Here is a 12,461-nt window from a genome sequence, read left to right as displayed (position 1 = left end):
CTCCAGCTTTTGGCCGGAGGCCTCGTTGAAGTGGCGGAGCGGACGGGACTCGAACCCGCGACCTCCGGCGTGACAGGCCAGCATTCTAACCAGCTGAACTACCGCTCCACACTCAAACTTTTACCGCGGTGCTGTGGTGGGTGCTGAGGGTTTCGAACCCCCGACCCTCTCCGTGTAAAGGAGACGCTCTACCGCTGAGCTAAGCACCCCAGCGAGCCGCTTAGTTTACAGCATCCTTAAGGGCCTTGCCAGCCTTGAAGGACGGATTCTTCGAAGCAGCGATCTTGATGGTGTCGCCGGTCTTCGGGTTGCGGCCGGTGCGGGCTGCACGGTCGCGGACCTGGAAGGTACCGAAGCCAACCAGGGTGACCGCATCGCCGTCCTTCAGCGCCTTGGTGATGGCAGCAACGACGGCATCGACAGCGCGGCTGGACTCGGCCTTGGTCAGGTCGGCAGCTTCAGCAACGGCGTCGATCAATTCGGTCTTGTTCATTCTCTACAACTCCTTTGGCGGTGGGTTCCGCGGATTCGACAGGGAAGCAACCGCACGCCATCTGCGCGCGATCGCCATGTGGAAACGGTTCGCCGATTCAGAGATCGCCAACAGCGATCACTCATTTGCGAGTGCTGCTTTTATACCAGTGGCCCTACCCCCACGCAAGCTGGAAAGCCAGCAACGACGCGGGTTTCAGGCCATTCGGCAACGCGCGTCAGTGCTTGACGCGCGCGTTTCCACTCGGTTTCGCCTTGCTACGTACCGTGACGCGCTGCGCACTCTTGCGCGCCTTCTTCGGTGCCAGCGGACGCTCCAATGCCAGATCAAGCACTTCTTCGATGTACTTCACCGGCACGATCTTCAGATCACGGGTGACGTTGGCCGGGATGTCGGCCAGATCCTTGCGGTTCTCTTCGGGAATGATGACCGTGCGGATACCGCCACGCAGTGCAGCCAGCAGCTTCTCCTTCAGTCCACCGATGGCGGTGACCCGCCCACGCAGCGTGATTTCGCCGGTCATCGCCACATCGGCACGCACCGGCACCCTGGTCAGCATCGAGACCAGGGACGTCACCATCGCCGCGCCGGCGCTCGGGCCGTCCTTCGGCGTGGCACCGTCCGGAACGTGCAGGTGCACGTCGTGCTTCTGCAGGAAGTCGCTGTCGATGCCGAAACGATCGGCGCGCGAACGCACGACCGACAGCGCCGCCGAAGCCGATTCCTTCATCACGTTGCCGAGCTGGCCGGTCAGGATCAACTGGCCCTTGCCCGGTACCAGCGTCGATTCGATCTGCAGCAGGTCGCCACCGACTTCGGTCCAGGCCAGGCCGGTGACCAGGCCGATCTCGTTTTCTTCCTCGGCGCGACCAAAATCGAAGCGGCGCACGCCCAGGTACTTGTCCAGGTTCTTGCCGGTCACCGTGACCAGCGCCTTGGCCTTCTTCGCGCCCTTCCTGGCCTTCACCGGCTGCGGGCCTGCCAGCGCGATCTCCTTCACCACCTTGCGGCAGATCTTGGCGATCTCGCGTTCCAGATTGCGAACGCCCGACTCGCGGGTGTAGTAGCGCACGATGTCCTGGATCGCATCGCTGCCGATTTCCAGTTCCTCCGGCTTAAGGCCATTGGCCTTGATCTGCTTGGGCACCAGGTAGCGGGTCGCGATGTTGAGCTTCTCATCCTCGGTGTAACCGGGGATGCGGATCACTTCCATGCGGTCCAGCAGCGGGCCCGGAATGTTGAGCGAGTTCGAGGTGGCCACGAACATCACTTCCGACAGATCCAGGTCCACTTCCAGGTAGTGATCGTTGAATGCGTTGTTCTGCTCCGGATCGAGCACTTCCAGCAGCGCCGAGGAGGGATCACCACGGAAGTCCATCGACATCTTGTCGATCTCGTCGAGCACGAACAGCGGGTTCTTGCTGCCGACCTTGTTGAGGTTCTGCACGATGCGGCCCGGCATGGAGCCGACGTAGGTGCGACGGTGGCCGCGGATCTCGGCCTCATCACGCACGCCGCCCAGCGACATGCGCACGAACTTGCGGTTGGTGGCCTTGGCGATGGACTGGCCGAGCGAGGTCTTGCCCACGCCCGGGGGCCCGACCAGGCACAGGATCGGGCCCTTCATCTGCTTCACCCGCGACTGCACCGCCAGGTATTCAAGGATGCGCTCCTTGACCTTCTCCAGGCCGTAATGGTCGGCATCGAGTGTGTCCTGCGCGGCCTTCAGGTCCTTGCGCACCTTGGTGCGCTTCTTCCACGGCACGCCCAGCAGCCACTCCAGGTAATTGCGCACGACCGCCGCCTCAGCGGACATCGGCGACATCTGCTTGAGCTTGTTCAGTTCGTTGCGCGCCTTGGCTTCCACGGCCTTCGGCATGCCCGCTTCGGCGATCTTGCGGGCCAGCTCTTCCAGCTCGCCCGGCGCGTCGTCGAGGTCACCCAGTTCCTTCTGGATGGCCTTCATCTGTTCGTTGAGGTAGTACTCGCGCTGGCTCTTCTCCATCTGCGACTTCACGCGGCCGCGGATGCGCTTTTCCATCTGCTGCACGTCGATCTCGCCGTCGACCAGGCCGACCAGCATCTCCAGGCGCTCGCCGACGGCCAGCGTTTCCAGCAGGCGCTGCTTGTCGGCCAGGCGCACGCTGATGTGGGCGGCGATGGTGTCGGCCAGGCGCGCAGGCTCGTCGATCCCGGCCAGGGTCTGCAGCAGCTCCGGCGGCAGCTTGCGGTTGGTTTTCACGTACTGCTCGAACAGCGACATCAGCGAGCGGGCGATCGCCTCGATCTCGCGCGGCTCGCGCTCGTCCGCAGCGTCGATCTCCACGGCCTGGCCGTGCAGCGAACCGTTGCGTTCGTCGACATGGGTCACCTGCACGCGCGAGAGGCCTTCGACCAGCACCTTGATCGTGCCATCGGGGAGCTTCAGCAGCTGCAGCACCTGCGCCAGCGTACCGACCTGGTAGAGATCGGCCGCATGCGGGTCGTCGGTCTCGGCGGACTTCTGCGCGAGCAGCAGGATGCGCTTGTCTGCCTCCATTGCCTGTTCGAGCGCGTGCATGGACTTGTCACGGCCGACGAACAGCGGGATGACCATGTGCGGGAACACCACTACGTCGCGCAGCGGCAGGACCGGCAGGTCGAGGGTTTCACTTGGGGAACGGGCCATGGGGGCTCCAGGGAAGGGGAAAACCGCCTCCGGGAGGACATCTTCCGGAGACAAAAAAAGCCGATGGCCCCGTTATGGGGCCATCGGCTTTCAGATGCAAGGCATTCCTTTAAAATTCTTTCCAATCAACAACTTGGAAGAATCACTCGGCGCCTGCGGCCTTCTGTTCAGGGGCCGCCGGGGTCTGGTAGATCAGGTACGGCTCGGACTTGTGCTCGATCACCGATTCGTCCACCACCACCTTGCTGACGTTTTCCTGCGAAGGCAGGTCGTACATGGTGTCCAGCAGCACCGATTCGACGATGGTGCGCAGGCCACGGGCGCCGGTCTTGCGCTTGAGCGCCTTGCGGGCGATGGCCGACAGGGCGTCCGGACGGAACTCCAGTTCGACGTTCTCCATCTCGAACAGCTTCTTGAACTGCTTGGTGATGGCGTTCTTCGGTTCGGTCAGGATCTTGATCAGGGCCGGCTCGTCCAGCTCCTCCAGGGTCGCCACCACCGGCAGGCGGCCGACGAACTCGGGAATCAGGCCGAACTTGATCAGATCTTCCGGCTCGACTTCTGCCAGCAGCTTGCCCACTTCCTGCTTGCGCTCGGCACTCTTCACCTTGGCGCCGAAGCCGATGCTGCCCACGTCGGTGGAACGGGCCTGGATCACCTTGTCCAGGCCGGCGAACGCGCCGCCGCAGATGAACAGGATGTTCTTGGTGTCCACCTGCAGGAACTCCTGCTGCGGATGCTTGCGACCGCCCTGCGGCGGCACGCTGGCCACGGTACCTTCGATCAGCTTCAGCAGGGCCTGCTGTACGCCTTCGCCGGACACGTCGCGGGTGATCGACGGGTTCTCGCTCTTGCGCGAGATCTTGTCGATCTCATCGATGTAGACGATGCCCTGCTGCGCCTTCTCGACGTCGTAGTCGCACTTCTGCAGCAGCTTCTGGATGATGTTCTCCACGTCCTCGCCCACGTAACCGGCTTCGGTCAGCGTGGTGGCGTCGGCCATGGTGAACGGCACGTTGAGCAGGCGGGCCAGGGTTTCGGCCAGCAGGGTCTTGCCCGAACCGGTCGGACCGACCAGCAGGATGTTCGACTTCGCCAGCTCGACGTCGTCGTTCTTCTGCCGGCTCTCGATGCGCTTGTAGTGGTTGTACACGGCCACAGCCAGGGTGCGCTTGGCGCGGTTCTGGCCGATCACGTACTGGTCGAGGACCTCGAGGATCTCGCGCGGCTTCGGCAGCGAGCTGCGCGCCGACTGCGCCTTTTCCTCAAGTTCTTCGCGGATGATGTCGTTGCACAGCTCCACGCATTCATCGCAGATGAACACGCTCGGACCCGCAATCAGCTTGCGCACTTCATGCTGGCTCTTGCCGCAGAAAGAGCAGTAGAGGATCTTGCCGGTGTCCGTGGAACGACCTTGGCGGTCTTCGCTCATGCTTCGCTTACCCAGTTACCCCACCCGCTGAACGGGGGTTCGATTCGAGAATAGCACAGGGCCGGAGGGACACCAGTCCCGCCCGACCCTGCAGGAACGAGGCCTGCCTGGCCCCGTGAAGGCGGGTCAACCCGCCTGGACCGACTCATCCGGGCGACGCTCCAGGACCTGGTCGACCAGGCCGTAGGCCTGCGCTTCGACCGCACTCTTGAAGTTGTCGCGCTCGGTATCGCGAGCGATCGTTTCCAGCGACTGGCCGGTGTGGCGGGCCAGGATCTCATTCAGGCGCGAACGCAGCGTCAGGATCTCGCGCGCGTGGATGTCGATGTCCGTCGCCTGGCCCTGGTAACCCCCCAGCGGCTGGTGGATCATCACGCGCGAATTGGGCAGCGCATAGCGCTTGCCGGCTTCACCTGCGGCCAGCAGGAGGGCACCCATCGAGGCCGCCTGGCCGATGCAGGTGGTGCTCACATTCGGCTTGATGTACTGCATGGTGTCGTAGATCGCCATACCGGCGGTGACCACGCCACCCGGCGAGTTGATGTAGATGTTGATGTCCTTCTCCGGGTTCTCCGATTCCAGGAACAGCAACTGCGCCACCACCACGTTGGCCATGTGATCGTCGATCGGGCCCACGAGGAAGATCAGGCGCTCCTTCAACAGGCGCGAATAGATGTCGTAGGCACGCTCGCCGCGGCTGGTCTGCTCGACCACCATCGGAACCAGGTTCAGGGCTTTGGTTCGGTTGTCCATTACGTGAGGTACCTATCTTGGGGGGAAACAACCCCGCGCCGGCAGGGGCGCGGGGCATACGGTGATCCGCCCGGACTTACTGGCGGATCGCGTCCTGGAACGACAGCTTCTCTTCGGTGTGCTGGGCGCGCTCGGCGATCCAGTCGATCACCTGCTCTTCCATCACACGGTTCTGCAGACCAGACATCAGCTGGGGGTCGTTGCGGTACATCTCAATGACCTGCTCCGGCTCTTCGTAGGTCGAGGCGATCAGACGCAGCGTTTCGTTCAGGCGCTTGGGCTCCAGGCGCAGATCGTTGGTGCGCGCCACTTCGCCGACCAGCAGGCCGACCAGCACGCGCTTGGCGGCGGCGTCCTTGAAACCTTCGTGGGCATCGGCCGGGATCTCGCCCGGGTTGCGGCCGCTGCGGCGGATCTGCTCGACCTGCTGGGCCAGCATCGCGCGGGCTTCGTTCTCGACCAGGCGCGGCGGCATTTCCACCGAGGAATAGGCGGCGATCAGCTGCTCGCCCACTTCACGGCGCAGGCGGTTCATCAGCGCGCCCTTGAGCTCGCGCTCCAGGTTGGCGCGGATGTCGCTGCGGAACTGCTCGACATCACCGCCCTTCACGCCGAAGCTCTTGATGAAGGCCTCATCGACCGCCGGCACCACCGGCTCGGACACTTCGGCAACCTTGACGGTGACCTGCACGGTCTTGCCGGCCAGCACCGGCACGCGCCAGTCGGCCGGGAAATCGACGTCCAGCGTCTTTTCCTCGCCCTTGGCCAGGCCGACCAGGCCCTTTTCGATGGTCTCGAACATCATGCCCTGGCCGAGCACGATCGAACCCTTCTCGGTGCCTTCGGCCGGCAGGCGCTCTTCGCCGGCCTGCGACCAGGTTTCGACCGCGACCAGGTCGCCATCCTGCGCACCACGCGCAACCGGTGCCCAGGTGCGGCGCTGGTTCTGCAGGTTCTCGATCATCTGGTCGATGTCGGCGTCGGTGATCTCGGCGGTGTGGCGCACCACGGTCAGCTTGCTGACGTCGATGTCACCGAAGTCCGGCACCACTTCCACGGTGGCCACGAAGGAGAACTCACCCTCGTCGCCCTTGTCGATGCGCGGGCTGCCGACGATGCGCAGATCGTGCTCACGCACGGCCGCGTCGAAGGTTTCGCGCAGCAGGCCGTCCAGCGCCTCGCCACGGACCTGCGCGCCGAAGCGCTGCTCGATCACCTTGGCCGGCACCTTGCCCGGGCGGAAACCCTTGATGCGGGTGGTACGGGCGATTTCGCCGAGGCGGCCGTTGATGTGGCTCTGCAGACGGTCTTCCGGCAGCGAGAAGCTCAGGCGGCGTTCCAGGTTGCCGATGGATTCGATCGAAGCTTGCATGTTGACTCCTGCCACCGGTGGCGCTCTGGCCTCCGGCTCGATGATGGATGAAACGGTTGTAAGGTGACGGCGTCCGGGACGCGCCTGCTTGCCGCAGCCCTTTAGTTTCGCCCAATTCGGCGTGCACTGCCAGCGCAGGCCGGGCAAGCGCCTCGGGAACGCCCGGCGGGGGGCGGAGTCAGGCCGGCACTGGTGCGAAAGGGGGGACTCGAACCCCCACGCCTTGCGGCACTGGAACCTAAATCCAGGGCGTCTACCAATTCCGCCACTTTCGCGTGGCCGGCACAGGCGGTCATTGTCGCAGGCGGGTGCACAAAGCGGAAGGCATGACAAACCTGAATACGCAGTCCAGGCACCCACGCGCAGGCGCCGGCACGTGCGCGTAGACTCGTGCCGTTGCCGCCACCCGGTCTGCCCCGATGGAACGCCCCCCACTCCGCACGCCCCTGCAGGCCCGGATGCCCGGCTGGTCCACACTCGTCTGGCTGCTCGGCCTTGCAGTCGCGCTGCACTTCCTGTGGGTCACCGCACAACGCTACGGGCAGGTCAGCGCCGAGGCCTATGGCATGTTCTGGGAGCGTCGCAACTGGCTGTGGCTGCATGTCGCCGGCGGCAGCCTGGCCATGCTGGCCGGCGCCACGCAGTTCATCGGTCCCCTGCGGCGACACCGGCCCCGGCTGCATCGCTGGCTGGGACGGATCTACCTGGCCGGCATCCTGCTGGGGAGTGCCGCTGTCGCCGGCCTGATCGCCACCACCCAGGGCTGGCTGGCACTGAAAATGGCGTTCGCTGCGACCGGCCTGGCGTGGTTGGTCACATCATTCTGCGGCTATCGCAGCATCCGGCGTGGCGACGTCGAGCAGCACCGGCGATGGATGCTGCGCAGCTACCTGGTGACGCTGTCACCCGCGGTGTTCCGCCTGTCGCTGCTGGTGCCTGCGCTCATGCAGCTGGCATCGCCCCTGGTGATGGTGCCGAGCCTGCTGGTGCTGAGCTGGGCCCTGCCGTTGCTGGTGCATGAAGCAGGAAGGCGCCTGGTGTCCATCGGCACGCTCGCAGAGCCGTCCGGGAGCCGCTGAACACCCAAGAAAAAAGCCACCTGGAGGACCAAGTGGCTTTCGTCTGGTGGGCTGTCAAGGATTCGAACCTTGGACCTATTGATTAAGAGTCAACTGCTCTACCAACTGAGCTAACAGCCCGAAATCGGGGCGCGAATTATGACCTGATGCGCACACGGGGTGCAAGCTTTTTTTCAACATCGTTGATCGATGCATGCGTGCCACGACCCAAGGTGCTTCGCGCGGCCTGCAGGCAAGAAAAAAGCCACCTGGCGTACCAGGTGGCTTCTGTCTTGGTGGGCCGTCAAGGATTCGAACCTTGGACCTATTGATTAAGAGTCAACTGCTCTACCAACTGAGCTAACGGCCCGTGAAACTCAGACGCACATTATAGCGTGCATTCTGTTTATTGCAACACCGTGTCGGCTGTGCCGATGCGGTTGAATCAGTGGGGTGGCTGAGGGGATTCGAACCCCCGACCACCGGAATCACAATCCGGTACTCTAACCAACTGAGCTACAGCCACCACTGAAACATTCGCTTCATCGCCGATGCTGCCGGCGCTGGAGCTTTGAAGCCTTGCCTGGAGACCGTCACCGAAGTTCGGGCCACCGAAGCGAGTCCGATATTCTGGTGGAGTCCTCACGCTTTTGCAAGCCTTTCTTCACATCCGCCGATGCGGTCCCGGTGCTTCGCCAATGGCGCGCCCGACAGGAATCGAACCTGTAACCGCCGGCTTAGAAGGCCGGTGCTCTATCCAGTTGAGCTACGGGCGCCCGAACCGGAACGGCGTCCAATCCGACGTGGCGTGGGATTGGTCGGGGTAGAGGGATTCGAACCCCCGACATCCTGCTCCCAAAGCAGGCGCGCTACCAGACTGCGCTATACCCCGGTCTTGCAATCCCCTCGAGCCAGGCCCGGGGAGTTGGTCATTGTCGCCAAGCACGCGGCGAACTGTCAACGCAGCGATCTGTCCCGGGCGCGCGGTCACGGCAGTGCCAGTGGCCATCGGCTATGCTCGACATCGTCGGCCGGATGGCCTTCTGATCCCTCATTCGCACGGAGAACGCGCATGCGCAGCGGCAACCCGGCTCTTTCCGAGTCGACTTTCCTCGACCTCGCCAACGGCTCGGTGGTGACCCGCCCCGACCAGGCGATGACCCTCAACGGCACCGTCAACAAGACCGGCATCCTGTTGCTGCTGACCGTGCTGACCGCAGCCTTCGCCTGGAACCAGACCGTGGCCTTCGGCCAGGTGCTGCCGGCCGCCAAGCTGTATGCCATGGGCGGCGCGATCGGCGGCCTGGTGCTGGCGCTGGTCACCGTGTTCAAGAAGCAATGGTCGCCGGTCACCGCACCGCTGTACGCGCTGGTGGAAGGCCTGTTCCTCGGCGCCATTTCCGCCGTGTTCGAGCTGCGGTTCCCGGGCATCGTATTCCAGGCCGTGCTGCTGACCTTCGGCACGCTGGCTGCCCTGCTGGTGGCCTACCGCACCGGCGTCATCAAGGCCACCGAGAATTTCAAGCTCGGCGTGGTCGCCGCCACCGGTGGCATCGCCCTGCTCTACCTGGCGTCGTTCGTGCTGTCGTTCTTCAACATCGAAGTCCCGCTGATCCACTCCTCCAGCGGCTGGGGCATCGCCTTCAGCCTGTTCGTGGTCGTGGTCGCCGCGCTGAACCTGGTGCTGGATTTCGATTTCATTGAGAGCGGTGTGGCCCAGCGCGCGCCCAAGTACATGGAGTGGTATGGGGCATTCGGCCTGATGGTGACCCTGGTCTGGCTGTACGTCGAGTTCCTCCGCCTGCTGTCAAAGATCCAGCAGCGCTGATTCCGGTCAGGCTGAAAACGACAAAGGGCGCCTCCGTGGCGCCCTTTCTGTTCCCCTCCCCCTTTCGACCCCGCCATGCCTGCCCTCTTCCACAGCTATCGCCCCGCTGACGGCCATCGCCTGCCGCATGACCCGTTCAACGCCATCATCGGACCCCGCCCGATCGGCTGGATTTCCAGCTGCGCTGCCGACGGCGCGTTGAACCTGGCGCCCTACAGCTTCTTCAACGCCTTCAACTACACGCCGCCGATCATTGGTTTCTCCAGCCAGGGCCGCAAGGACTCGCTGCACAACATCGAAGCGACGGGCGAGTTCGTCTGGAACCTGGCCACTTTCGACCTGGCCGAAGCCATGAACGAGAGCTGCCGGGCGGTCGCGCCGGACGTCGACGAGTTCACGCTGGCCGGCTTGACGCCGTTGGCTTCCGGGCAGGTCAAGCCGCCGCGTGTTGCAGAAAGCCCGGTCAGCATGGAATGCCGCTGCACCCAGATCGTCCGCCTGCGCGACGCCGCCGGACAGGACACCAACGGCTGGCTGGTGCTCGGCGAGGTGGTCGCCGTACATATCGAGGCACGACTGCTGGTCGATGGCATCTACGACACTGCAGCCGCCGACCCGATCCTGCGCGGCGGTGGACCGGCCGACTATTTCCGCGTCAGTGCCGAGCAGCGTTTCCGCATGTTCCGGCCGGCCTGAATCTCAGCCGGCAACCGGGCGCGCCAACAGGGCCGGCAGCGACGAGGCGAGCAGCGCGATGCCCGACAGCGTCAGCAGGCTCAATACGATCTGGCGGAACCGCGCCTCGCTGATGCCGATGTAGACCCGCGCCCCCAGCAGCGCCGGAACCAGCATGGCCGGGGCGACGACAGCGAAGTACGGCAGCATCTGCCGGGTGACCAGGCCACTGCCGACGTAGGTGGCCATGGTGACCGACAGCATCGCCAGGTTGAAGTTCTGGATGACCGCGCGCTGCTCCTCCTTGCCGAAACCACGCAGCGTGCTCCACAACGTGGGCACGGGACCTGCGAAGCCGCCGATGCCGCTGAGCACGCCACCGGCCATGCCCGCCACGGTGTCGCCGATGCGCCCGCCCGTGGTGATCGGCGGCAGCGAACGGGCCATCAGCATCACCGGGCACCACAGTGCCAGGAAGCCTCCCAGCAGGGCCTTGAACCAGTCCATGTCCAGCTGCGGCAATACCATCACGCCCAGCGGAATGCCCGCCAGGCCACCGAAGACGAAGGGCAGCAGCAGACGCAGATTGAATCCGCGCCGCACGGTGAACACCGCCACCAGCTGACCCACCAGCGCGCCGAACACCGACAGCGTAGCCGCCAGGCGTGGCTCCAGCCCCCACGCCCAGAACGACATGGCGACCATTCCGAACGCAAAGCCGGACAGTCCCTGCACGAATCCCGCCACGATCGCTCCAAGTGCGACCAGCAGATACACCGAATCCATCATCACCTCGCTGCGACCCCATGGCTACGCTGCCACGCCGGCCTGGGCAGCGTAGTGCGTGGCAAGGTACCCGACCAGCGCGCGCACTTTGGGTGCCGCCACACCACATGAGCTGCGCAGAGCATGCGCAGGCACCCAAACGCAACGGGGCGCCCGAAGGCGCCCCGCTGGAAATCCAGGCAAGGTCCAGCCACCGCTTACAGGCGCGTGGCGATGGCCTTGGCGAAGCTCATGGTGGTGCCGGTGCCGCCCAGGTCGCCGGTCAGCGAGTCCTTGGCTTCCATGGTCGCCACGATGGCCTTGCGCAGGCGCTCGGCATTCTGCGGCTGGCCGATATGATCCAGCATCTGTGCCGCCGCCAGCAGCAGCGCGCAGGGATTGGCCTTGCCCTGGCCCGCGATGTCCGGCGCGGTGCCGTGCACCGCTTCGAAGATCGCCGCGTCCTTGCCGATGTTGGCACCTGGGGCCAGGCCCAGGCCGCCGACCAGGCCGGCGCAGAGATCGGAAATGATGTCGCCGAACAGGTTGGTGGTGACGATCACATCAAACTGTTCCGGGCGCATCACCAGCTGCATGCAGGTGTTGTCGACGATCATTTCCTGGAACTCGATGTCCGGATACTGCGCGGCCACTTCACGGGCGACGTTCAGGAACAGGCCCGAGGTCGACTTGATGATGTTGGCCTTGTGCACGGCGGTGACCTTCTTGCGGCCGACGCTGCGGGCCAGTTCGAAGGCGTAGCGCACGATGCGCTCCGAGCCCTTGCGGGTGATGCGGGTGCCGGAGAAGGCAGTCTCGCCGTCGGCCGACACTTCCTGGCCTTCGGCCAGGTAGGCGCCTTCGGTGTTCTCACGCACGGTGATCAGGTCGACGTTGTCGAAACGCGACTTGGTGTTCGGGAAGGTGTGGGCCGGACGCACGTTGGCGTACAGGTCGAAATGGCGGCGCAGGCTGACATTGATCGAGGTGAAGCCACCACCGACCGGCGTGGTCAGCGGGCTCTTCAGGGCAACCTTGTTGCGCGCGATCGAGTCCAGGGTGACCGCCGGCATCAGGTCGCCGTGCTTCTCCAGCGCCGCCAGGCCGGCGTCGGCCTCTTCATACTCCAGGCCGGCATTGAGCTGGTCGAGCACGTACAGGGTGGCGTCCATGATCTCCGGGCCGATGCCGTCGCCGCGGATGACCGTAATTTTCTGCGTCATTGATCGATGTTCCGAACAGGGGGAAAAAACGCCGTCCGGACGTGCCCGGAAACGCCGGCGCAAAGGAAGTTTCACCGGCAATTATGCCTGAGCCGGGGCCGAGGTCCCAAATAGACCATGGTCCCAGTCCCCGGCTCAGGCAGAATTGCCCGCGTATTCCGGTGGCGCCGGGCCATGCCCGGCGGGTGGGCGTC

General features: G+C 64.4%; 10 protein-coding genes and 8 tRNA genes. 3 read left to right on the top strand and 15 right to left on the bottom strand.

From position 1 onward, the window contains the following. Positions 1–31: 31 nt before the first annotated feature. From N7367_RS02640 to N7367_RS02605, 8 genes are all read right to left on the bottom strand, one after another. Positions 32–108 (bottom strand) — tRNA-Asp (locus N7367_RS02640). Positions 109–134: 26 nt separating this feature from the next. Further along, a tRNA-Val gene (locus tag N7367_RS02635) sits at positions 135–209 on the bottom strand. Between the two features lie 11 nt (positions 210–220). Beyond that, positions 221–493: an HU family DNA-binding protein gene (locus tag N7367_RS02630; protein ID WP_005408270.1), complete on the bottom strand. Its 273-nt coding sequence runs from the start codon at positions 491–493 to the stop codon at positions 221–223. Positions 494–710: 217 nt separating this feature from the next. Next, positions 711–3,161, bottom strand: a complete 2,451-nt coding sequence (gene lon / locus N7367_RS02625) for an endopeptidase La (protein ID WP_053520353.1) — start codon at positions 3,159–3,161, stop codon at positions 711–713. Between the two features lie 142 nt (positions 3,162–3,303). Continuing rightward, positions 3,304–4,593: an ATP-dependent Clp protease ATP-binding subunit ClpX gene (gene clpX / locus N7367_RS02620; protein ID WP_053520352.1), complete on the bottom strand. Its 1,290-nt coding sequence runs from the start codon at positions 4,591–4,593 to the stop codon at positions 3,304–3,306. 126 nt (positions 4,594–4,719) lie between these two features. After that, positions 4,720–5,346, bottom strand: coding sequence for an ATP-dependent Clp endopeptidase proteolytic subunit ClpP (gene clpP / locus N7367_RS02615; protein WP_053520351.1), 627 nt, complete (start codon positions 5,344–5,346; stop codon positions 4,720–4,722). A 76-nt stretch (positions 5,347–5,422) separates the two neighbouring features. Continuing rightward, complete coding sequence (gene tig / locus N7367_RS02610; protein ID WP_053520350.1) at positions 5,423–6,718, bottom strand: trigger factor; 1,296 nt, start codon at positions 6,716–6,718, stop codon at positions 5,423–5,425. A gap of 190 nt (positions 6,719–6,908) precedes the next feature. Next, positions 6,909–6,993 (bottom strand) — tRNA-Leu (locus N7367_RS02605). Between the two features lie 144 nt (positions 6,994–7,137). Between N7367_RS02605 and N7367_RS02600 the strand changes: the two genes are divergently transcribed. Then, on the top strand, positions 7,138–7,797 hold the full coding sequence (locus N7367_RS02600) for a DUF2306 domain-containing protein (protein ID WP_128990849.1): 660 nt from the start codon (positions 7,138–7,140) through the stop codon (positions 7,795–7,797). 44 nt (positions 7,798–7,841) lie between these two features. Here the strand turns inward: N7367_RS02600 and N7367_RS02595 are convergent. The 5 genes from N7367_RS02595 to N7367_RS02575 form a co-directional block, all read right to left on the bottom strand. After that, positions 7,842–7,917, bottom strand: a tRNA-Lys gene (locus N7367_RS02595). A 153-nt stretch (positions 7,918–8,070) separates the two neighbouring features. Next, a tRNA-Lys gene (locus tag N7367_RS02590) sits at positions 8,071–8,146 on the bottom strand. Between the two features lie 79 nt (positions 8,147–8,225). After that, positions 8,226–8,302, bottom strand: a tRNA-His gene (locus tag N7367_RS02585). A gap of 173 nt (positions 8,303–8,475) precedes the next feature. Beyond that, a tRNA-Arg gene (locus N7367_RS02580) sits at positions 8,476–8,552 on the bottom strand. A 39-nt stretch (positions 8,553–8,591) separates the two neighbouring features. Beyond that, positions 8,592–8,668 (bottom strand) — tRNA-Pro (locus N7367_RS02575). Between the two features lie 180 nt (positions 8,669–8,848). On the opposite strand from N7367_RS02575, the gene N7367_RS02570 reads away from it, so the two are divergent. Together N7367_RS02570 and N7367_RS02565 are read left to right on the top strand one after the other, a co-directional pair. Then, on the top strand, positions 8,849–9,604 hold the full coding sequence (locus N7367_RS02570; protein ID WP_053520416.1) for a Bax inhibitor-1/YccA family protein: 756 nt from the start codon (positions 8,849–8,851) through the stop codon (positions 9,602–9,604). Between the two features lie 75 nt (positions 9,605–9,679). Beyond that, positions 9,680–10,300: a flavin reductase family protein gene (locus N7367_RS02565; RefSeq protein WP_053520417.1), complete on the top strand. Its 621-nt coding sequence runs from the start codon at positions 9,680–9,682 to the stop codon at positions 10,298–10,300. Between the two features lie 3 nt (positions 10,301–10,303). Here the strand turns inward: N7367_RS02565 and N7367_RS02560 are convergent, their stop codons facing one another. After that, positions 10,304–11,065, bottom strand: coding sequence for a sulfite exporter TauE/SafE family protein (locus N7367_RS02560; RefSeq protein WP_053520419.1), 762 nt, complete (start codon positions 11,063–11,065; stop codon positions 10,304–10,306). A 197-nt stretch (positions 11,066–11,262) separates the two neighbouring features. Beyond that, positions 11,263–12,267 (bottom strand): isocitrate dehydrogenase, encoded by a 1,005-nt coding sequence (locus N7367_RS02555; RefSeq protein WP_053520418.1) that lies wholly within the window; start codon positions 12,265–12,267, stop codon positions 11,263–11,265. Between the last annotated feature and the right edge of the window lie 194 nt (positions 12,268–12,461).

Origin of the sequence: Stenotrophomonas sp. GD04145 (assembly GCF_029835135.1) — a bacterium.
Taxonomy (GTDB): domain Bacteria; phylum Pseudomonadota; class Gammaproteobacteria; order Xanthomonadales; family Xanthomonadaceae; genus Stenotrophomonas; species Stenotrophomonas maltophilia_P.
This window is presented reverse-complemented; position numbering and strand designations above follow the sequence as displayed.

Bases quoted from the DNA above. Each gene is read 5' to 3' on its own strand.
- N7367_RS02630 (WP_005408270.1), bottom strand. From the start codon at position 493: ATGAACAAGACCGAATTGATCGACGCCGTTGCTGAAGCTGCCGACCTG.
- N7367_RS02570 (WP_053520416.1), top strand. From the start codon at position 8,849: ATGCGCAGCGGCAACCCGGCTCTTTCCGAGTCGACTTTCCTCGACCTC.
- N7367_RS02600 (WP_128990849.1), top strand. From the start codon at position 7,138: ATGGAACGCCCCCCACTCCGCACGCCCCTGCAGGCCCGGATGCCCGGC.
- lon (WP_053520353.1), bottom strand. From the start codon at position 3,161: ATGGCCCGTTCCCCAAGTGAAACCCTCGACCTGCCGGTCCTGCCGCTG.
- N7367_RS02565 (WP_053520417.1), top strand. From the start codon at position 9,680: ATGCCTGCCCTCTTCCACAGCTATCGCCCCGCTGACGGCCATCGCCTG.
- clpX (WP_053520352.1), bottom strand. From the start codon at position 4,593: ATGAGCGAAGACCGCCAAGGTCGTTCCACGGACACCGGCAAGATCCTC.
- N7367_RS02560 (WP_053520419.1), bottom strand. From the start codon at position 11,065: ATGGATTCGGTGTATCTGCTGGTCGCACTTGGAGCGATCGTGGCGGGA.
- N7367_RS02555 (WP_053520418.1), bottom strand. From the start codon at position 12,267: ATGACGCAGAAAATTACGGTCATCCGCGGCGACGGCATCGGCCCGGAG.
- clpP (WP_053520351.1), bottom strand. From the start codon at position 5,346: ATGGACAACCGAACCAAAGCCCTGAACCTGGTTCCGATGGTGGTCGAG.
- tig (WP_053520350.1), bottom strand. From the start codon at position 6,718: ATGCAAGCTTCGATCGAATCCATCGGCAACCTGGAACGCCGCCTGAGC.